The 19,576-nt window shown below is 69.2% G+C and carries 18 protein-coding genes; 10 read left to right on the forward strand and 8 right to left on the reverse strand.

Annotation, left to right across the window (positions count from 1 at the left end; all coding sequences use genetic code 11):
- The first annotated feature begins 14 nt into the window (after nucleotides 1-14).
- A complete protein-coding gene (locus tag V5F63_RS01020; RefSeq protein ID WP_394101310.1) occupies nucleotides 15-419 on the forward strand; it encodes a hypothetical protein in 405 nt (134 codons plus the stop codon).
- A gap of 9 nt (nucleotides 420-428) precedes the next feature.
- On the opposite strand, the gene V5F63_RS01025 is transcribed toward V5F63_RS01020, so the two are convergent.
- Entirely contained in the window at nucleotides 429-1,097 is a 669-nt protein-coding gene (locus tag V5F63_RS01025; RefSeq protein ID WP_209487271.1) for a gamma-glutamylcyclotransferase, read from the reverse strand.
- A 108-nt stretch (nucleotides 1,098-1,205) separates the two neighbouring features.
- Between V5F63_RS01025 and V5F63_RS01030 the strand changes: the two genes are divergently transcribed.
- A complete protein-coding gene (locus V5F63_RS01030) occupies nucleotides 1,206-2,300 on the forward strand; it encodes a DUF2125 domain-containing protein (protein ID WP_394101311.1) in 1,095 nt (364 codons plus the stop codon).
- A 69-nt stretch (nucleotides 2,301-2,369) separates the two neighbouring features.
- On the opposite strand, the gene V5F63_RS01035 is transcribed toward V5F63_RS01030, so the two are convergent.
- Both V5F63_RS01035 and V5F63_RS01040 read right to left on the reverse strand, forming a co-directional pair.
- The gene (locus V5F63_RS01035; protein ID WP_394101312.1) at nucleotides 2,370-3,503 is read right to left on the reverse strand and encodes an alpha-D-ribose 1-methylphosphonate 5-triphosphate diphosphatase; all 1,134 of its coding nucleotides are present in this window, start codon (nucleotides 3,501-3,503) and stop codon (nucleotides 2,370-2,372) included.
- A 125-nt stretch (nucleotides 3,504-3,628) separates the two neighbouring features.
- Nucleotides 3,629-5,251 (reverse strand): hypothetical protein, encoded by a 1,623-nt coding sequence (locus tag V5F63_RS01040; RefSeq protein WP_394101313.1) that lies wholly within the window; start codon nucleotides 5,249-5,251, stop codon nucleotides 3,629-3,631.
- Nucleotides 5,252-5,523: 272 nt separating this feature from the next.
- Here V5F63_RS01040 and argB point away from each other — a divergent pair, with 272 nt between their 5' ends.
- The gene (gene argB / locus V5F63_RS01045) at nucleotides 5,524-6,426 is read left to right on the forward strand and encodes an acetylglutamate kinase (protein WP_209487279.1); all 903 of its coding nucleotides are present in this window, start codon (nucleotides 5,524-5,526) and stop codon (nucleotides 6,424-6,426) included.
- 2 nt (nucleotides 6,427-6,428) lie between these two features.
- Here argB and V5F63_RS01050 read toward each other — a convergent pair whose 3' ends face one another.
- From V5F63_RS01050 to rpsT, 5 genes are all read right to left on the reverse strand, one after another.
- Nucleotides 6,429-6,968: a GNAT family N-acetyltransferase gene (locus tag V5F63_RS01050; RefSeq protein WP_209487280.1), complete on the reverse strand. Its 540-nt coding sequence runs from the start codon at nucleotides 6,966-6,968 to the stop codon at nucleotides 6,429-6,431.
- Nucleotides 6,969-7,015: 47 nt separating this feature from the next.
- On the reverse strand, nucleotides 7,016-8,164 hold the full coding sequence (gene recF, locus V5F63_RS01055) for a DNA replication/repair protein RecF (RefSeq protein ID WP_394101314.1): 1,149 nt from the start codon (nucleotides 8,162-8,164) through the stop codon (nucleotides 7,016-7,018).
- Between the two features lie 77 nt (nucleotides 8,165-8,241).
- Entirely contained in the window at nucleotides 8,242-9,360 is a 1,119-nt protein-coding gene (gene dnaN, locus V5F63_RS01060) for a DNA polymerase III subunit beta (protein ID WP_209487284.1), read from the reverse strand.
- 349 nt (nucleotides 9,361-9,709) lie between these two features.
- Nucleotides 9,710-11,170: a chromosomal replication initiator protein DnaA gene (gene dnaA / locus V5F63_RS01065; RefSeq protein ID WP_209487286.1), complete on the reverse strand. Its 1,461-nt coding sequence runs from the start codon at nucleotides 11,168-11,170 to the stop codon at nucleotides 9,710-9,712.
- 1,122 nt (nucleotides 11,171-12,292) lie between these two features.
- Nucleotides 12,293-12,559 carry a 30S ribosomal protein S20 gene (rpsT, locus tag V5F63_RS01070; RefSeq protein WP_024276666.1) on the reverse strand — a complete coding sequence of 89 codons (267 nt, stop codon included), beginning with the start codon at nucleotides 12,557-12,559 and terminating at the stop codon, nucleotides 12,293-12,295.
- 302 nt (nucleotides 12,560-12,861) lie between these two features.
- On the opposite strand from rpsT, the gene V5F63_RS01075 reads away from it, so the two are divergent.
- The 7 genes from V5F63_RS01075 (at nucleotide 12,862) to V5F63_RS01105 (ending at nucleotide 19,530) form a co-directional block, all read left to right on the forward strand.
- Nucleotides 12,862-13,848 (forward strand): complex I NDUFA9 subunit family protein, encoded by a 987-nt coding sequence (locus V5F63_RS01075; RefSeq protein ID WP_209487288.1) that lies wholly within the window; start codon nucleotides 12,862-12,864, stop codon nucleotides 13,846-13,848.
- A gap of 107 nt (nucleotides 13,849-13,955) precedes the next feature.
- Entirely contained in the window at nucleotides 13,956-14,660 is a 705-nt protein-coding gene (locus V5F63_RS01080; RefSeq protein ID WP_394101315.1) for a phosphoribosylanthranilate isomerase, read from the forward strand.
- The gene (gene trpB, locus V5F63_RS01085; protein WP_394101316.1) at nucleotides 14,657-15,904 is read left to right on the forward strand and encodes a tryptophan synthase subunit beta; all 1,248 of its coding nucleotides are present in this window, start codon (nucleotides 14,657-14,659) and stop codon (nucleotides 15,902-15,904) included. The genes V5F63_RS01080 and trpB overlap by 4 nt, the downstream gene beginning before the upstream one ends.
- Complete coding sequence (locus V5F63_RS01090) at nucleotides 15,901-16,248, forward strand: hypothetical protein (protein ID WP_394101317.1); 348 nt, start codon at nucleotides 15,901-15,903, stop codon at nucleotides 16,246-16,248. Before trpB ends, V5F63_RS01090 begins: the two co-directional genes overlap by 4 nt.
- Nucleotides 16,249-16,280: 32 nt before the next feature.
- On the forward strand, nucleotides 16,281-17,108 hold the full coding sequence (gene trpA, locus V5F63_RS01095) for a tryptophan synthase subunit alpha (RefSeq protein WP_209487296.1): 828 nt from the start codon (nucleotides 16,281-16,283) through the stop codon (nucleotides 17,106-17,108).
- Nucleotides 17,109-17,261: 153 nt separating this feature from the next.
- Complete coding sequence (gene accD / locus V5F63_RS01100) at nucleotides 17,262-18,158, forward strand: acetyl-CoA carboxylase, carboxyltransferase subunit beta (protein ID WP_209487298.1); 897 nt, start codon at nucleotides 17,262-17,264, stop codon at nucleotides 18,156-18,158.
- Nucleotides 18,159-18,204: 46 nt separating this feature from the next.
- Nucleotides 18,205-19,530 carry a bifunctional folylpolyglutamate synthase/dihydrofolate synthase gene (locus V5F63_RS01105; protein ID WP_394101318.1) on the forward strand — a complete coding sequence of 442 codons (1,326 nt, stop codon included), beginning with the start codon at nucleotides 18,205-18,207 and terminating at the stop codon, nucleotides 19,528-19,530.
- The last annotated feature ends 46 nt before the right edge of the window (nucleotides 19,531-19,576 follow it).

Here is a 19,576-nt window from a genome sequence, read left to right on the forward strand (position 1 = left end):
CTAGTTTCGTTCTCATGAACGCAACTGATTCGCTCCTTGTCCCCCTTGTGGACGCCGGTGGCCTGAACGGCCTCAAGCACGACGCCCTCGGCGCGCGCTACCGTTTCTGGCGCGACGAAGACGGCGTGCGCCATGTGTTTTCGGTCTATCGGCCGGACGCCGCCCCCGACTATCCGGACGCCCTCGCGGTGGTTTCGCGGCGCACGCCCGCGGGCTCCATCGCCATGTGGGCCGGTCCCGCCAGCAACGCCCGCACGGCGGCGCTGCGCATGCGCGGCGATGAAATCCACATCCATGTGTTCGGCGAGGAGAACGCTCCGGCGCTGCGCCGTCTCATGCAGCGCACCGAGGCGTCGTCCGCGCTGCCCCGCCCGGTGGCACAGGTGCTCTGCCTGCCCGCGCGCCGCCACGCGGCCTGAGGCGGAGGCTCAGGGTGAGCCTTCTCCCTCGGCATCGTCCGGCAACACCGGTGGCAGGGCATGGCTCGCCGTCAGGTGCTGCGTGAGATAGCTGAGGCCGGGATCGCGGATGCCGAGGCTTTCCAGCGCCTTCACCGTCGCCACCACATAGTCCGTGTTCGGCCCCGACTTGCCGTGGGAGCGGCGCACCAGAGCGAGCTGGTCGTCCAGGGTCAGGCCGCGCGCATATTGGGGATGGGCGCGGTTGACCAGATAGGCCACGGCCGCCGCGTCGCGTCCAGATCCGTCCAGCAGCCGCACGCGCCGCATCACCTCGCGATAGACGCCGGAAATCTGCTCGCGCTCGGTGAGATAGGCGTGGGTCTGCGGCCAGTCCGCGGCCGCTACCCGATAAGCGATGCCCCTGCACGAGCCGCCGAGGTCGAGGCCGAGCACGAGCCCCGGCTTCTCCGGCGTGCCACGATGATGGAAGGAATAGACGCACAGGGTGCGGTGCGCGCCAACGAGCCGCGCCTCGCAGCGCTCGACGAAGGCGAAGCCCGGATTCCACATCAGCGAGCCATAGGCGAACACCCACACATCGCCCTTGATGCTCGCGGGCGATGCCCCGGGCGTGACCGATTGCCCCGCCCCCGCCGGCGCCCCGCCATCTCCGTTCGCCGACCGCTCGTCCGCCATGGGCCTGCCACACCTTCCCGGCGTTGACAGAAACGCCGGACCGTCGCCTAACAGCCGGCAAGGACCATCGCAAGCCGCGGGCGACCGTGGCCAGCCGCAAGGATGTCCATGACCGCGCCCACTCCGTCCGCCCCCGTAGCACCGTCTCCCGAAACGCCCGCCAGCCGGCCGAAGCCGTGGCTGGTCATCGTGCCCCTCCTGCTGGTGGTGGTCGCCGCCATCGTCTGGAGCGGCCTGTGGTTCTATGCGGCGGGCCGCGCCGAGCGGGAGATCGACGCCTGGATCGGGCGCGAGGCGAAGCTCGGGCGCATCTGGTCCTGCACCGACCGCCATCTCGCCGGCTTCCCCTTCCGCTTCGAGCTGCGCTGCCTGTCGCCGAAGCTTGAGACGCGGGGCGGCGACGCCATGCGCTTCACCGCCGCCTCGGCCGAGGCGGTCGCGCAGGTGTGGGCGCCCAATCACATCGTCGCCGAGTTCGCCGGCCCGGCGCGGGTGGAGGATCTCAATACCGGACAATCCTATGTCGCCGTGTGGTCCCTGCTGCAGATGAGCGGCGTGGGCGATCTTTCCGGCCGGCCGGAGCGCTTCTCGCTGCAGGCGCACGACCTGAAATTGGAGCAGCCGGCTGCGACCGGGACGCAGCCGGTGGCGCTGCTGTCCGCCCATCTGTTCGAGTTCCATGCCCGCCGCGCGGCGGGCAAGGACGGCAAGCCGGATGGCGTCGACTATGCTTCCGGCCTCACCGGCGGCGAGAGCGCGCTGCTCAATGGGCTTGGCATGCAGGGGCCCGTGGAGATGGCGCTCCAGGGCACGGTGACGGCGTCGGCGGACCTGCGCCCCATGCCGGTGGCGCAGCGGCTGCGGGCGTGGGCGGATGCCGGCGGCGTCGCCCGGCTCGACCGCTTCCACATTACCTCGCCGAAGGTGGCCATGTCGGCCACCGGGATCGTGGCGCTCGACCCCCAGGGCCGGCTCAACGGCAAGCTGGACCTCGGCTTCGCCGGGCTCAACGACGTGGTGCAGGGCCTCGACCGGGCCGGCGCGATCCCGCGCGAGGTCGCGCCCATCGTGGGCGCGCTCGCCATGGTGGGCAAGCCGGGACAGGTGGAGGGCCGCAAGGGCGCGCTGTTCGCGCTGTCCTTCGATGCCGGCACGCTCAAGCTCGCCGGCTTCCCGGTGGGGATCGTGCCGCCGCTGTTCTAGAGAGCGATTCGATCAAGTTGAGACAACTTGATCGGTGGATGGCCCTCACACTCAAGAAAGAGCGGCGCGTCAGAAGACGCGCTCGCCTTCCACCAGCACCTGCCGCACCACCGGCGTGCCCTCGAAGATGCGGAAGCGCACCACGTCTGCCCGCAGACCGGCGTCGAGCCGGCCGCGATCTTCGAGGCCCGCCATCCGCGCGGGGTTGCGGGTCACGAGGGCCATGGCCTCCGGCAGCGGCATGCCGTCCACCGTGTGAAGGCGCGTTGCCGCCTGCAGCAGGCTCGCGGGCACGTAATCCGAGGCGAGGGCGTCGATCAGCCCCTCCTGCGCCAGAGCGCCCATGGCGACCCCACCGGAATGGGAGCCGCCGCGCACCACGTTCGGCGCGCCGCCGATGGTGGCGAGATCAGCCGCGCGGGCCGCCGCAGCCGCCCCGCGAGTGGTGGGAAACTCGCTCACCGTGCAGCCGGCGGCCCGCGCCTCGGCCACATGGTCTTCGGTGGTGTCGTCGTGGCTCGCCAAAACGAGGCCAGTCGCCGCCAGCATCTCCACCAGCGGGGGCAGGTTGCGCGCCACATTGGCCCGGCCGCGGGCGGTGCGCTCGCCGATCTCGCGGTCGGCCTCGACGGCATCCTTGCCGATGCCCAGCAGGAAGTTGCGCAGCACCTCCACGTTGCGCCACTGCCGGGCGCCGGGGGTGTGGTCCATCAGCGAGGCGAAGGCGAGGCCCGGGCGCGCCAGTGTCGGCTCGACGAGCTCGAGCAGATCCGGGTCGGTCATCTCGCAGCGCAGGTGGACCTTGTGGTCCGCCCGGAACAGGGGCGCGCCCTGCTCCACCGCATCGAGCATGACGCCGAACAGGTCGCGCCGCTCTGCCTTCGCCTGGTCGAAGCCACCCGCGCAGATGGCATCGAACACGGTCGTGATGCCGCTCGCCACGGTCTGCCCGTCATGAGCCAAAGCCGCCGCCCGTGCGTCCGGCCAGAACACCCTGGGCCGCGGGACGAAATGGCCCTCCAGCGCATCCGTGTGCAGGTCGATGAGGCCGGGGGCGATGAAATCGCCGTCGCAATCGACGGCGCCCGGCGCGGTGGCGCGCCCTTCGTCGATGGCGAGGATGCGCCCATCCCGCAGCGTGATGGTTCCCGCGACGACGGCATCGTCGAGGACGAGGCGGGCGTTGGTGAGAACGGTATCCATCGGGGCTCCGGAGCAGGGTCGTCAAAAAAGATGCGCGGGCCGGCCTTCCGGCCGGGCCCGCGGATGTTCTGCGTTGCACCCTATCGTGACACCCGGGTGACGTCGCCCGGGTTGAGCGAAACCGTTCAGGAGCGCGGGGCGGGCGGTGCCGGCGGGCGCGGCACCACCTCGTAGAGCTGGAAGCGTTCTCCCTCGGCGACCAGCTTGAGGTGGTCGCTGTCGGGGTTGCGCGCGCCGCGCTCGGTGAACAGCAGATACACATAGTCGAACTTCGACGGCCACAGGTCCCAGTAGCGCGGGCCATCGGGCGTCGGGTCTTCCTCGGTGATCAGCAGCTGCTCGATCTGGGGCGGGGTCCCGTCCTCGGTGTCCACCTGCGCGTTGAACGGCTTGCGGGCACGCAGGATCTGCTTGCCCTCCACCGTGAAGGCGGTGGTGACGAGGGACGACTTCTCGATCATGGCGAGGCAGGCGGCGTGCATCAGGCCGAGATCGGTCGGATCGTTGCCGCCCTGGATGTCGGCGTAGGCGACGAGTACCCGGGAGCCCGGACGGATCTGAGCGACCGATTCGCGAAATGCCACCGTCCATTGCGAGAGGCGGTCCCAGACCACCTGGACCTCGCCCACACGCACCGCCAGCATCAGGACCAGAACCACCGCGAAACCGCGACGGGCGAGGCGGTGGCGCAGGTCGACCCGCATGGCGGCGAGCACCATGAAGGCGATGGCCACGGGCAGGCGCTGGTCCGCCATGTAGGTGGCGAACACCACGCGCGGCATGGCGAGATAGACGAGCCCCGCCACCAGCAGCAGCGGCAGCATGATGGAGTGGACGTGGAGCAGCCGATGCCGCGCCGCCCAGACGCCGGCCAGGATGAAGATCGCCGCCACGGCGACCGCCACATGGTCGACGTAGACGTTGAAGATCATCTCGATGCCGTCGATCTTCCCCTGCGGCTCCCAGTAATTCTGTCCGCTGAGGCCCCAGGTGGGGCTCGCCACCAGCAGCGGGAGTATGGGCAGGAAGGGCAGGCCTCCGCTGACGAACACGCCGATCCGCGGCCAGATCGGCCCGCGGCCGAGGCGCAGGCGGTCGAGTTCGTAGGCGAGGATGCCGATGCCGTAGATGCCCGCCGTGAACAGGTGGCAGAAGAAGAGCGCCACCACGAACGCCGCCGACACGAGGTAGCGCCACGGCCACCATCTGTCCCTGAGCGCGACCCAGGCCGTGAGCGCGAACAGCGCCAGACCGATGCCGAAATAATAGTTCATCACCCCGATGAGGAAGATGCCGTTGTAGAGCAGCGGGAACGCCAGGAGCGGCAGCGCCGACCACACCCCGAACAGCGCGCGGTTCAGCGTCATGACGCCCCCGGCGATCAGCGCGAAGCACATCAGGGTGTAGATCTCGCCGGCGGTGTAGATGTCGACCACCCTGTCGATGAGCGGGACCAGGAGGTCCATCATCAGGTTGGGCAGGATCGACCATTTCAGCGTGTAGAAGCGCGCCAGGTCCTGATCCTGTGGGATCGAGGCGATCACGTGCATCCGCGCCAGATGGTTCACATAGTCCGACAGCGGCGGGAGCGGATGGGTCAGGATGGGGATGGACACGAGCCCGAGACAGGCCACGAACAGGAGCAGGATCTGCGTGGCGCGCAAATCGTGCGGCCGGCGCTCCGGCGGGTGATGGGCGTGCGCAGCGGCGCTCGTGGAATGCGTGGCAGGCAGAATCGGGGGCGTCATGAAGGCCGGGTCTCTCTGGCGACGGCTGGAGCAGCGGCGGGTGAGGGCTGTGGCGGGCGAACGGGTGACCGGCGTTGACGCCGCCATTGTGTCGGCCGGGTCCGCTTATCATCACCTTTTCGCGAGCGAAGAAAGGCTGCCCGGAAGATTTCCGCCGCGCCGGCCGTGGCCCTCGGACGGGCGGGCCTTTCACCGCTCAAGGGAAACCGCTAGAAGGGCGCCGCCCGGTGGTCCCGCCGCCGGCCCCCGCGAGCACCACCTGCGAGCCCCCCATGACCGAGCCCCGTTCCCAGTCCGTGTCGGAAGCCCAGCACGAGGCCGAAGTGCTGGCGCGGGCGCTGCCGCACATGCAGCGCTACGACGATGCGATCGTGGTGGTGAAATACGGCGGCCACGCCATGGGCAGCGAGGACGTGGCGCGCACGTTCGCCTCCGACATCGTGCTCATGGAGCAGTCGGGCATCAATCCGGTGGTGGTGCATGGCGGCGGCCCGCAGATCGGCGCCATGCTCGCCAAGCTCGGCATCAAGTCGGAATTCGCGGCCGGCCTGCGCATCACCGATAAGGCTACCGTCGAGATCGTCGAGATGGTGCTGGCCGGTTCGATCAACAAGCAGATCGTCGGCTTCATCAACGAGGCGGGCGGCAAGGCCATCGGCCTGTGCGGCAAGGACGGCAACATGGTGCGCGCCCGCAAGGCGAGCCGTGTCGTGGTCTCTTCCGGTGACGATGCCCAGGAGGTGGACCTCGGCTTCGTCGGCGAGCCCGACACCGTGGACACCACCGTGCTCGACCAGATCCTCGGCCGGGAGCTTATTCCCGTGCTCGCCCCGGTGGCGGCGGCGGTGGACGGCGGCACCTACAACGTCAATGCCGACACCTTCGCCGGTGCCATCGCCGGTGCGCTGGGCGCCAAGCGCTTCCTGCTGCTCACCGACGTGCCGGGCGTGCTCGACAAGAACAAGCAGCTGATCCCCCGGCTCACCATCGCCGAGGCTCATGCGCTGATCGCGGACGGCACCATCTCGGGCGGCATGATCCCCAAGGTGGAGACCTGCATCTACGCGCTGGAGAAGGGCGTGGAGGGCGTCGTGATTCTCGACGGCAAGGTGCCCCACGCCGTGCTGCTGGAGCTGCTCACCGACCACGGCGCCGGCACGCTCATCACTCGCTGACCTCAGCCCTTGAGGAGGTCGGCGTCCGCGGGAATGGTGCTCGCGCCCTCGCCGAGGGCGCGCTGCATCAGGACCGTATCGATCCACCGGCCGAACTTGAGGCCGGTGGCCGGCAGGGTGCCGATGGAGCCGAAGCCGCAGGCGCGATGCAGCGCGATGGAGCCGGCATTGCCGCTGTCGCCGATCACCGCCACCATCTGGCGGAAGCCCAGCGCCTCGCATTCGGCGATCAGCGCTTCGAGCAGCCGCCGGCCGACCTTCTTTCCTCGGGCCGCCTCGTCCACGTAGATGGAATTCTCCACCGTGTAGCGATAGGCGACGCGCGGACGGAAGGCGCTGGCATAGGCATAGCCCAGTACCTTCCCATTTTCTTCCAGCACCAGATAGGGATAGCCGCCCTCGATCAGGGCGGCCTGCCGGCGCGCCATCTCCTCGGGACCCGGCGGTTCCAGCTCGAAGGAGGCGGTGCCATTGCGGACCGCCTCGTCATAGATGGCGGTGATGGCGGGAATGTCGGCGGGGGTGGTAGGACGGATCGGCATACCCTCTTTTAAGACGCCGCCGCGCGTCCGCCAAGCTTGCCGAAAGGTCAGGCCCGCGTGATCGCACCCGGTGCGACGGTGAAGCGCGCCGCCGTCTCCAGCGCGGCGAAGGCGGAGGGGTCGGCCCCGGTCATCCAGACCTGAGCCCCGAGGCGGGCCAGCGCCTCGAACAGGCCGGTGCGGCGCGCGGCATCGAGATAGGCCACCACGTCGTCGAGCAGCAGCACGGGGGAGAAGCCCTGCATGCTGCCCACCAGCCGGGCGTGGGACAAGGTGAGGCCGATCAGCAGGGATTTCTGTTCGCCGGTGGAGCAGCGCGCGGCGGGCAGGCGCTTCTCGCCGTGACTTACCGAGAGATCGGTGAGGTGCGGACCTTCAAGGGTGCGGCCGGCCGCACGGTCGCGCGGGCGGTTGTCGCGCAGCAGCGCGCGATAGCGGTCCTCCACCTCCAGCGCCGGATGCTGCGCGATGAGCCGCTCCACGGCGCCGTCGAGGAAGATCTCTGCGAAGGGAAAGGGCGAGGCCTCGTCGCGATGGGCGGCGATCTCGGCCGAGAGGCGCGCCACCGTCTCCAGCCGCGCGGCGGCCACCGCCACCGCCAGCTCGGCCACCTCGTGCTCCATCGCGTCGAGGAAGCGGGCGGAGCCGTTCTCCTCCAGCAGGCGGTTGCGGGAGCGCAGAGCGCGTTCCAGCCCGTTGACCCGTGTGCCGTGGGAGGCATCCACCGCCAGCACCAGCCGGTCGAGATAGCGGCGGCGGTCGCCGGGCGGGCCGAGGAACAGGCCGTCCATCTCCGGGGTCAGCCAGAGCACCTTGAGATGATCGAGGAAGGCGTTGGCCGAGGGCACGGCCTCGCCGTCGATGCGGCAGCGCCGCTGCCCGCCTTCCTGCGCCGGATCATAGCCGGTGCCGAGGCGCACCTCGCCCAGCGCACCCTCGATGAAGGCCGAGACTGCCCAGGGCGCGCCGTCCGCGTCCGGCGCGTGGGCACCAAGCGGGCGGTGGCCCACGTCGGCGAGCTGCGCCCGGCGCAGGCCGCGGCCGGGGGAGAGGAAGGAGAGGGCTTCGAGGATGTTGGTCTTGCCGGCGCCGTTCGGCCCGGTGAGCACGATGGCGCGCGCCTCCACCGCGACCTGAGCCGCCGGATAGGAGCGGAAACCGGTGAGCGACAGCTTCAGGATGCCGGCGTGGAGCATGGTGTCACGATCGCCGCGGCGTCAGGCACGCCCGGCCGGCTGCCGGACAGGCCCTTGTGCGCCCCACACCCGCAGTCTCAAACGCGCATGGGCATGAGGACGTAGAGCGCATCCGTCTTGGTGGAATCGCGCACCAGCGTGGGCGAGCCGGGATCGGCGAGCTTCAGCTCGGCCGTGTCGCCTTCGAGCTGGGAGGTGATGTCCAGCAAATAGCGGGAGTTGAAGCCGATATCGAGAGGCTCGGCGGTGTAGTCCACCTCCAGCTCCTCGGTGGCGCTGCCCGAATCGGGATTGGTGACGGACAGCACCATCTTGCCGTCGCCCAGCGACAGCTTCACCGCGCGGCCGCGCTCGCTGGACACGGTGGACACGCGGTCCACGGCGGCGGCGAACTCGTCCTTGTCGACGATGAGGGTCTTGTCGTTGCCCTGGGGAATCACCCGGCCATAGTCCGGGAAGGTGCCGTCGATCAGCTTGGAGGTGAGCACGATGGCACCCACCTGCACGCGGATCTTGGTGGCGGAGAGGGAGATGGTGACCTCCGCTTCCTTGTCCTCCAAGAGCTTCTGGATCTCGGCGACGGTCTTGCGCGGCACGATCACGCCCGGCAGGCCCTGCGAGCCCGCGGGGGCTTCCAGCTCCGCCTGGGCGAGGCGGTGGCCGTCGGTGGCGACAGCGCGCAGCATCGCCTTGCCGTTCGCCTCGGTCACATGCAGGTAGATGCCGTTGAGATAATAGCGCGTCTCCTCGGTGGAGATGGCGAACTGGGTCTTGTCCACGAGGCGGCGAAATTCCGCGCCCTTCACCTTGAAGGTGTGGGAGAATTCGCCCGCGGCGAGATCCGGGAAATCGGCTTCCGGCAGGGTCTGGAGCGAGAAGCGGGCGCGGGAGGCGCGCACCGTGAGGGTGCCGCGCTCGCCGCCGGCCTCAAGCTGCACCTGCGCGCCGTCGGGCAGCTTGCGCACGATGTCGTAGAGCACGTGGGCGGGGACGGTGGTGGCGCCCGCCTGGCCGGTCTCGGCCGGCACGCTCTCGACCACTTCGAGGTCGAGGTCGGTGGCCTTCAGCTCCAGCGTGCCCTTGGCCGCCTTGATGAGCACGTTGGCGAGGATCGGGATGGTGTTGCGCCGCTCGACGACGCGGTGGACGTGGCTGAGCGATTTCAGAAGCTCGGCGCGCTCGACGGTGACCTTCATCGTCCTGGCCCGTTCACTCTTCGCTTCCGAGCCGGCCTGCCGCGGGATCGCATGTCCCACCGGTGGGTCCGTCTCGACATTCTAAGGATGACGCCCGCGGAACCCCTCATCCGCCGGTGCGGGCGAGGGGCGCGTGCGCCGGTGTGGCGTGGCGCGACGGCGCAGGGCGCGCCGTCAGGCGTCCGAGGGTACGGGCGCCGGGCCGCCGACATTGCCGCCCCAAGGGGCGCAAGGCAAGGGCTCGCGGGGAGATTTTGGTTGGCGGGGATGAAGGGCCGGCTTTTCGCGCAGGAAAGGCCGGCGGCACCAGTACGGCGCCGCCCTTCCACCTCACCAACAGGCGCGTGGCTCAGCTTTCGAGGGCGAGCCGCTTCAGCACCTCGATCTCGTCGGCGAGCGCGCGGTCCGTGGCGACGAGGCCGTCGATCTTGCGGACCGCGTGGAGCACGGTGGTGTGATCGCGCCCACCGAACCGGCGGCCGATTTCCGGCAGGGAGCGCAGTGTCAGCGTCTTGGCGAGATACATGGCGATCTGGCGCGGCTTCACCACGGTCGCTGTGCGGCGCTGGGACAAGAGGTCGGCGCGCGAGACGTTGTAGTGCTTGGCCACCACGCGCAGGATGTCGTCCACCCGCACGCGCTTGGGATCGGTCGGGCGGATGAGGTCCTTGACCGCATTTTCCGCCATGTCGAGCGTCACCGGCTCGCCGGTGAGCTGGTTGAAGGCGAGCAGCTTGTTGAGCGCGCCGTCGAGGTCGCGGCCGGACTGGCCGACGCTGCGGGCGAGGAATTCCAGCACCGGCGCCGGCACGGCGAAACCCTGGTGCTGCTCGGCGAGGGTCTGGTAGCGTGATTTCAGGATCTGGAGGCGCAGGTCTTCCTCCAGCGGCGCAAGATCCACCACGAGACCGCCGGCGAGGCGCGAGCGCACGCGCTCGTCGAGGTGCTCAAGCTCGCCGGGCAGGCAGTCCGCCGCCAGCACCACCTGCCGCCCGCCATCCAGCAAGGCATTGAGGGTGTGGCAGAATTCCTGCTGGAGATTATTGCCCTTCAGGAACTGCAGGTCGTCGATCACCAGCGTGTCGATGGTGCGCAGCGTGTCCTTGAAGGCGATGGCCGAATGGGACTTCAACGCCGACACGAAGCCGTACATGAAGCGCTCGGCGGTGAGATAGGTGGTGCGCCGGCCATGGGCGGCGCCGGCGCGCGCCACCGCCTGGAGGAGGTGCGTCTTGCCGAGGCCGACGGCCGCGTGGAGATAGAGCGGATTATAGACGGGAGCGGCACCGGCAGGGGTTTCCGCCACCTTGCGCGCGGCGGCGAACGCCAGCGAATTGGACTTGCCCACCACGAACGATTCGAAAGTGAGGCGCGGGTCGAGCGGCGAGCCGGAGGCGACGTCACCGCCGGTGGCGACCATCTCGCGCACCTCGCCACGCGGCTCGGCGGCGCGCGGCGCCGGCTTCGTCTCGACGGGACGCTCGGTGCGCTCGCTCACCACTTCGCGCGGGGTCGACGCCTTCAGCGCCACCGGGCGCGCGAAGGCGCTGCGCACGGCGAGATCCACGCGGCGGCGGGCGCCGGTCTCCTCCGCCCAGATGTCGGCGATGCGCGGCAGATAATTCTCCTGGATCCAGGACTTGAGGAATCGCGTGGGCACCGACAGGCGCACCACGTCCGCGGTCAGCGCGTCGAGGTCCATGCGCGCGAACCAGCTCGTGAACTTCTCCTCGCCGATCTCCTCGCGCAGGCGCTGCAGCACCCGGTCCCACGGGGCAGAGGGCGCGCTGGACGTCGGTGCGCAATCCATCTCGGCGGCCTCCGCAAGGGTCGACTGAAAAGGAACGGTGCGCGCGGCAACCGGCGCATGAGGCTTGAGCATAAAGATCGCGACCGCGTGGAACGCGGTTCCCTGGTTGGAGACGCAAAAGCCTTCCGCGCCCTGGGGCGGGCAGCGCGGCCGCAGTCTCATGGGGAGTTTCAGAAACGGGTGCTACGGCACCCACGGCACAAGCGCAACGGGGGTCAGTCCACCGTCATGCGCTCTCCTGGCCGTTACAGGGCGGCGGGGCGCAACTGGAGCGGAACACGGTGCTCCGGAAGGCTCGAACGCAACGCGGAACCGTATTGCCCAAAGGACCTGATCCTGTGTCCGCTGCCGCGCATGTGCCCGAAGTCATAGCCGCCCCATCTCCGACGATGCGAACCATCGACGGGTGTTGGAATAAACCAGTTTTTTGTTTGGTCTTGTAGATGCTGCAGGGTGGAGCAGATGTCCGCCCTTAGCATGGCTCCAACGAATGAAGGTAACGCAGAGTACGGGTACGGCCCGAGATGAGGAGTACGTGAACGAAATCAGACACGATACATCCCCTCCTCATCCACGAAGAGCCGTGAAAACTTCATTCTATCGGTGAACCCCGAGGTCGCTCCCGGAGTGAGATTGAACATACACAGCCGGTTTGGGGGGTGCAACGCCTTTGACCCTGGCCGCGGAATAGCGGGCAAAAGCCGGTGCGCCCGCGCCACACCCCCGAATTCCCATCAGCCGGCAAACCTCTGTCGCGACAATGAGAATCGGCACGTCGGCAAAGCAAATGCGACGCCCCGTCCCGCGCGGTGAGAAGGTTTCCGGATACTCCAGAAAACGGGCCGGTTTGGTGCCTTCCGGGCTTTGGCCTCTAAGCCGTTCTCTTGGATCGGGTTTTTCTGATCGGTCGGGACGGCTCTGGCGGCAGCCTTCAAAGTCCCGCCATACAGAGAGAAATCCCCGCATTCCGCCGTCTCCCACGTCGCTGCGCCCTTGACGCGGGAAGAGAATCGGGACTCGCGCGCCACATGCGCGTCGAGAGACTTTCACGGCCAAGCCAAAGCAAAAAGGCCCGGCAGAGCCGGGCCTTCAAGATCAGTCAGTCTACTTGATTGATCTAGATCAAGCGCTGAGCTTCTTCACGCGGGCGGCAAGGCGGGAGACCTTGCGCGACGCGGTGTTCTTGTGAATGACGCCCTTGGTGACGGCGCGCATGATCTCCGGCTCGGCCGCCTTGAACGCGGCGGAAGCGGCGGTGGCGTCGCCGGTGGCGAGCGCGTCCTCAAGCTTGCGCAGGTAGGTGCGCACGCGGGAACGGCGCGAGCGGTTAACTTCGGTGCGGCGCTCGATCTTGCGCACCGCCTTTTTGGCGGAAGGCGTATTGGCCATCGGCCGTCCTTGCTGGTTCGCGCCCGGCGGCACGGCCATCTGGCCACTTCGCGTCGCGCATGAATGAGTGAACAAGCCGGCAGCCCATGCCGCCAGCTAGGTGGCGGGCTTATACGGTCGCGCGGCGTCCGCGTCAACACGTTGTGCGGAAAAGTCCTGCAAGCGTGGCGCCGTGGCGGCTTTACGGAACCCGCCGGCATCGCGTATGTGCTGCGCGCACTCTATATATGGCATGCCGGCAGGATGGCATGTCGGCAGCGCGAGGCTGAGGCCGGCGCGGCGCATCAAGGCGGGGGTTCGGCATGAGCGATGTGACGGTGACCGATCGTCCGGTGAACGACAGCCTGGTGACGGTCTTCGGCGGCTCCGGCTTTCTCGGCCGGCATGTGGTGCGGGCGCTGGCCATGCGCGGCTATCGCGTGCGCGTGGCGGTGCGTCGGCCGGAGCTGGCCGGCTTCCTCCAGCCGTTGGGCTTCGTTGGCCAGATCCAGATCTCCCAGGCCAATGTGCGCTATCCCGAGAGCGTCGCCCGCGCGGTCGATGGCGCCGAGGCGGTGGTGAACCTCGTGGGCGTGCTGGCCGAGGGCGGCCGGCAGTCCTTCGACGCGGTGCATGCCTTCGGCGCTCGCGCCGTGGCGGCGGCGACCGCGGCCCAGGGTGTGCCGCTGGTGCATCTCTCGGCCATCGGCGCCGATGCCAATTCCCCCTCCGGCTACGGCCGCAGCAAGGCAGCCGGCGAGGCTGCGGTGCGCGCCGCGGTCCCCGATGCGGTGATCTTCCGCCCCTCCGTGGTGTTCGGGCAGGAGGACGAGTTCTTCAACCGCTTCGCCGCCATGGCGCGCCTGTCCCCGGCGCTGCCGCTGATCGGCGGTGGGGTGACGAAGTTCCAGCCGGTGTTTGCCGGCGATGTGGCGGCGGCCGTGCTCGCCGCAGTCGATGGCAAGGCCAAGGCCGGCACCACCTATGAGCTGGGCGGCCCCGAGGTGCGCACTTTCCGCGAGCTGATGGAGCTGATGCTCGCTGAGATCTGCGCCAAGCGGGTTCTGGTGGACCTGCCGTTCGGCCTCGCGACGCTGATGGCCAAGCTGACCCAGTGGGCCCCCGGCGCGCCGCTCACCGTCGATCAGGTCGAGATGCTGCGCTCCGACAATGTGGTGTCGCAGGCTGCGATCGCCGAAGGCCGGACCCTCGCCGGCCTCGGCCTGACCCCCACCTCCCTCGCCGTGGTGCTGCCGACCTATCTCTGGCGGTTCCGCAAGGCGGGCCAGTTCACCCGCGTCGAGACCTGACCGGCGCGCCGGTCGCTCCCGACGCATCGCGCGGGGCCATCGCAATGGCGGCCCTCACCTCCACGGTGTGAAGGTTCACGACCGGCAGGCTTACCGCAGGTTCATCCATGGCTGGCGACGACAGGCGCTTCGAGATCAAGATCTGCGGCATCCGCACGGCGGAGGCCCTCGATGCCGCCCTTGAGGCGGGCGCCGATCTCGTCGGTTTCGTGCATTTTCCGAAAAGCCCGCGCCACCTCGCGCTGGCCGATGCACCGGCCCTCGTCGCCCGCGCCGCCGGTCGGGCGGGCAAGGTGGCGCTGCTGGTGGACCCGGACGACGCGCTGCTTCAGGACGTGATCGCCGCCGTGACGCCGGACATTCTCCAGCTGCACGGCCATGAGACGCCCGAGCGCGTCGCCGACATCCGCGCCCGCTTCGGCCTGCCGGTGATGAAAGCGCTGCCCGTGGCCCGCCGCGAGGACCTTGCCGTCCTGCCCGCCTATGCGGCGGTGGCGGACCGCATTCTGTTCGACGCCAAGCCCGATCCCGGCGCGCTTTTGCCCGGCGGCAACGGCCGGCCGTTCGACTGGGCGCTGGTCGCCGGCCTTGACGTCAACCGGCCTCTCATGCTTTCCGGAGGGCTTACCGCCGACAACGTGCCGCAGGCCCTCGGATTGGTCCGGATGGACGGCGTGGACGTATCGTCCGGCGTGGAGGACGCGCCCGGCGTGAAAAGTCCCGACAAGATCCGTGCCTTCGTCGCTGCGGCGCGGCGCGCCGCATCCTCCTCATCCTTGCAAGACCCCTTATCGAAGGCCCGCGCGTCGTGACCGTTCTCAATTCCTATCGCACCGGCCCCGATCACCGCGGCCATTTCGGCATCCATGGCGGCCGCTTCGTCGCGGAGACGCTGATGCCGCTCATCCTGGAGCTGGAGCAGGCCTACGAGGCCGCCAGGGTCGATCCCGCCTATCACGCGGAGATGGCCGGCTACCTCACCCATTACGTGGGCCGCCCCTCGCCGCTCTATTTCGCCGAGCGCCTCACCAACCATTTGCGAGAGCATGCCGCGGCCGAGGGCCGCGATGGCGGCGCCAAGATCTACCTGAAGCGCGAGGAGCTGAACCACACCGGCTCCCACAAGGTGAACAACGTGCTCGGCCAGATCCTGCTCGCCCGCCGCATGGGCAAGGAGCGGGTGATCGCCGAGACCGGCGCCGGCCAGCACGGCGTCGCCACCGCCACCATGTGCGCCCGCTTCGGCCTGAAGTGCGTGGTCTACATGGGCGCGGTGGACGTGGAGCGGCAGGCCCCCAACGTGTTCCGCATGAAGATGCTGGGTGCGGAGGTGGTGCCCGTGCAGTCCGGCTCGCGCACCCTCAAGGACGCCATGAATGAGGCGCTCCGCGACTGGGTGACCAACGTCCACGACACCTTCTACTGCATCGGCACGGTGGCCGGCCCGCACCCCTATCCGGCCATGGTGCGCGACTTCCAGTCCATCATCGGCCGCGAGACCCGCGAGCAGATGCTGGAGATGGAAGGGCGCCTGCCCGACAGCCTCTTTGCCTGCGTCGGTGGTGGGTCGAACGCGATGGGCCTGTTCCACCCCTTCCTCGATGATCCGGGCGTCGCGATCTACGGCGTCGAGGCGGCGGGTCGTGGCATCGACACGCACGAGCATGCGGCCTCCATCGCCGGCGGGCGCCCGGGCGTGCTGCACGGCAACCGCACCTACCTGCTCATGGACGGCGACGGCCAGATCACCGAAGCCCATTCCATCTCGGCCGGCCTCGACTATCCCGGCATCGGGCCGGAGCATTCCTGGCTGAACGACGTGGGCCGCGTCACCTACCTAAACTGTACCGACCAGGAGGCGCTCGACGCCTTCCAGGTGCTGACCCGGCTCGAGGGCATCATTCCCGCGCTGGAAACGGCCCATGCCATCGCCAAGGTGATCGAGCACGCGCCCAAGCTGCCGGCGGACCACCTGATGGTCGTCAACCTTTCCGGCCGTGGGGACAAGGATGTCCCCCAGGTGGCGGAAATTCTCGGAACGCGTCTGGGGGCATGACCATGAAGGGCATCTGGGGGAAAGTCGGGTCGTTCGCGATCGTCGGCGCGGCGGTCGCCGCCAGCCTCGGCGCTGCGCAGGCGGCCGGCCTCGAGCTGACGCCGGGCAAGATCTACACGGACGCGGCCGGCGCCTATGTGTCTGTGGCGGTGAAGAACACCGGCACAGACACGGTGGGCGAGGTGCAGGTCTCGTGCGAGTTCTTCGCCGGCAAGCGCTCCCTCGGCAAGGCATCCACCAAGCTCTTCTCCATTGTCGGCGGCGTCACCGGTACCGATCAGGTGCGCTTCCTTGGCGGCACCAACGCCACCCGCGCCACCTGCACGCTGGCCGGGCAGAAATAGAGCGCCGCATCTCCTCTCATCCAGGCAGGCCCATGACCACCCGCATCTCCGACCGCTTCGCCGCCCTCAAGGAAGAGGGCCGGCCGGGCCTCGTCACCTTCGTCACCGCCGGCGACCCGGACGGGGAGACCTCGCTCGCCATCCTCAAGGCGCTGCCGGGCGCGGGGGCGGACGTGATCGAGCTGGGCGTGCCCTTCACCGATCCCATGGCCGATGGCCCGGCCATCCAGGCGGCGGGGCTGCGCGCGCTCAAGGGCGGCCAGACGCTGGCCAAGACGCTGGAGATGGTCCGCGTCTTCCGCGAGGAGGACCAGAAGACGCCGGTGGTGCTGATGGGCTACTTCAACCCCATCTACGTCTATGGTGTGGATCGCTTCCTGGTGGACGCCAAGGTTGCGGGCGTCGATGGCCTGATCGTCGTCGACCTGCCGCCGGAAGAGGACGACGAGCTCTGCATTCCGGCGCTGAATGCGGGACTGGACTTCATCCGCCTCGCCACCCCGACCACCGACGACAAGCGCCTGCCCACCGTCCTCGCGAACACCGCGGGCTTCGTCTACTACGTCTCCATCACCGGCATCACCGGCGCGGCGACGCCGGACGCGAATGCGGTGGCGACCGCGGTGGCGCGCATCAAGAGCCACACCGCGCTTCCGGTGGCCGTTGGCTTCGGCGTGAAGACCCCCGAGCAGGCGGCCGCCATCGCTGCCGGCGCCGACGCCGTGGTGGTGGGCTCGGCGCTGGTCGAGGTGGTGCGCCGCACCCTCGACGAGGAGGGCAAGGCCACGTCCAACACCGTGATCGGCGTGGAAGCCCTCGTCAGCGAGCTGGCCGAGGCGGTGCGCGGCGTGCGGCGCTGAGCCGGCTTCGACCCAGCGTCAGCAAGGTGGTATGATCGCCGGGAATAGCGGCGGCTGCCGTACTTTCGCCGTGTCGGACTTGCCATTAGGGCGGAGGGGGGACTATGTGCGCCGCAGCGTGGCGCTGCGCCCCTCCGTACCGGAGATGATCCCGTGAACTGGATTTCCAACGTCGTCCGCCCGAAGATCCGCGACTTCCTGGCGCGGCGCGAGGTGCCCGAGAACCTCTGGGTGAAATGCCCCGAGACCGGGCAGATGGTGTTTCACAAGGATCTGGAAGCGAACCTCTACGTCATCCCGGCGTCCGGCTACCACATGCGCATGGATGCGGTGACGCGGCTGAAGAATACCTTCGATGACGGCGCCTACGAGGAGGTCACCCTTCCCGAGGTGGCGACAGACCCGCTCAAGTTCCGCGACGAGCGCCGCTACGTGGACCGCCTGAAGGACGCCCGCACCAAGACCGGCTACCAGGACGCGGTGAAGGTCGCGACCGGTATGCTCACCGAGCTGCCCGTCACCATCGCCGTGCAGGATTTCGGCTTCATGGGCGGCTCGCTCGGCATGGCCGCCGGCGAGGCGGTGGTGAAGGGGCTGGAGACGGCGGCCGAGCGCGGCACCCCCTTCATCATGTTCGCGGCCTCCGGCGGCGCGCGCATGCAGGAGGGTATCCTCTCCCTGATGCAGATGCCGCGCACGACCGCGGCCATCCAGGAACTGCGCGAGACGAAGAAGCCCTACATCGTCGTGCTCACCAACCCGACCACCGGCGGCGTCACAGCCTCCTACGCCATGCTGGGCGACATCCAGATCTCCGAGCCCGGCGCGCTGATCGGCTTCGCCGGCCCGCGCGTGATCGAGCAGACCATCCGCGAGAAGCTGCCGGACGGTTTCCAGCGCGCTGAATATCTGCGCGACCACGGCATGCTCGACATGGTGGTGCATCGCCACGAGATGCGCGACACGCTGGGCCGCCTGTGCCGAATGCTGACCAAGGCGCCGGCTTTGCCGCCCAAGGGCCGGCTACCGGCTCCCCAGGCGGCGGCGTGAGGGAGGCCTGAACGCGGGCCTTACGGGGCCCCCGGCTCGACGCACCATGGCACTGCCCCTGCCCGCCCGCGCCACGGACGAGATTCTCTCCCGCCTCGCCGCGCTTCACCCGAAGAAGATCGATCTGTCCCTCGCGCGGATGGAGCGTCTGCTGGAGGCGCTCGGCCATCCCGAGCGGCGCCTGCCGAAGGTGATCCACGTCGCCGGCACCAACGGCAAGGGCTCCACCATCGCCTTCATGCGGGGCATGCTGGAGGCGGCCGGGCAGAGCGTGCATGTCTACACCTCGCCCCATCTGGTGCGGTTCAACGAGCGCATCCGCCTCGGCGCCCGGGACGGCGGGCGGCTCGTCTCGGACGCGGCGCTGGCAGAGGCCCTCGACCGGGCGGAAGCCGCCAATGACGGCGCCCCCATCACCCTGTTCGAGATCACCACGGCGGCGGGATTCCTGCTGTTTGCCGAGCATCCGGCGGACGTGCTGCTGCTGGAGGTGGGCCTCGGCGGCCGGCTTGACGCCACCAACGTGGTGGACCGGCCGCTGGCCAGCGTCATCACCCCGGTCTCGATCGACCATGTGGACTTCCTCGGCACCTCGGTCGAGGCCATCGCGGGGGAGAAGGCCGGCATCATCAAGCCGCGCTGCCCGGTCGTGGTGGGCGCCCAGACGGCGGAGGCGCTCGCCGTGATCGAGCGGGCGGCGGCACGGAAACTCGCGCCCTTGTTCGTGCGCGGCCAGCAGTGGAATGTGCAGGAGGAGGGCGGCCGGCTCGTCTATGCGGACGAGGACGGCCTTCTCGACCTGCCGCGCCCGCGCCTCGTCGGGCCGCACCAGATCGACAATGCCGGGCTCGCGGTCGCGGCGCTGCGCGCGGTGAAGCTGCCCGCCGCCCCCGAGGCCGGAATCCTGAGGGCCGACTGGCCGGCGCGCCTCCAGCGCCTCGCGCCCGGCCCGCTGACCGCGCGTGCGCCGGCGGGCGTGGAGCTCTGGCTCGACGGCGGGCACAATGCTGCCGGCGGCGCCGCCCTCGCTCATGCCCTGTGCGAGCTGGAGGAGCGTTATTCGCGGCCCCTCGTGCTGATCCTCGGCATGCTCGGCACCAAGGATGTCACCGGCTTTCTCCAGCCCTTCGCCGGCCTCGTGCGCGAAGCCATCGCCGTGCCTGTTCCCGGCGAACATGCGGGCCTGAAGCCGGAGGACGTGGCGGCCGCCGCCGTGGGCCTCGGCATGAAGGCGAGCGTGGCGCGGGATGTCGCCGGCGCGCTGGATGGCATAGCGCGGGAAGCCGTGGTGCCGCCGCCGCGCGTTCTTATCGCCGGTTCGCTGTATCTGGCCGGCGCCGTACTCGCCGCCAACGGGACCGCGCTGGGCTGAGTCTGAAGCCTGCCGTCATTGCCCACCTTGTGCGGGCCATCCATGG

The organism is Xanthobacter wiegelii, assembly GCF_043193855.2.
In the GTDB taxonomy this organism is placed as follows: domain Bacteria; phylum Pseudomonadota; class Alphaproteobacteria; order Rhizobiales; family Xanthobacteraceae; genus Xanthobacter; species Xanthobacter flavus_A.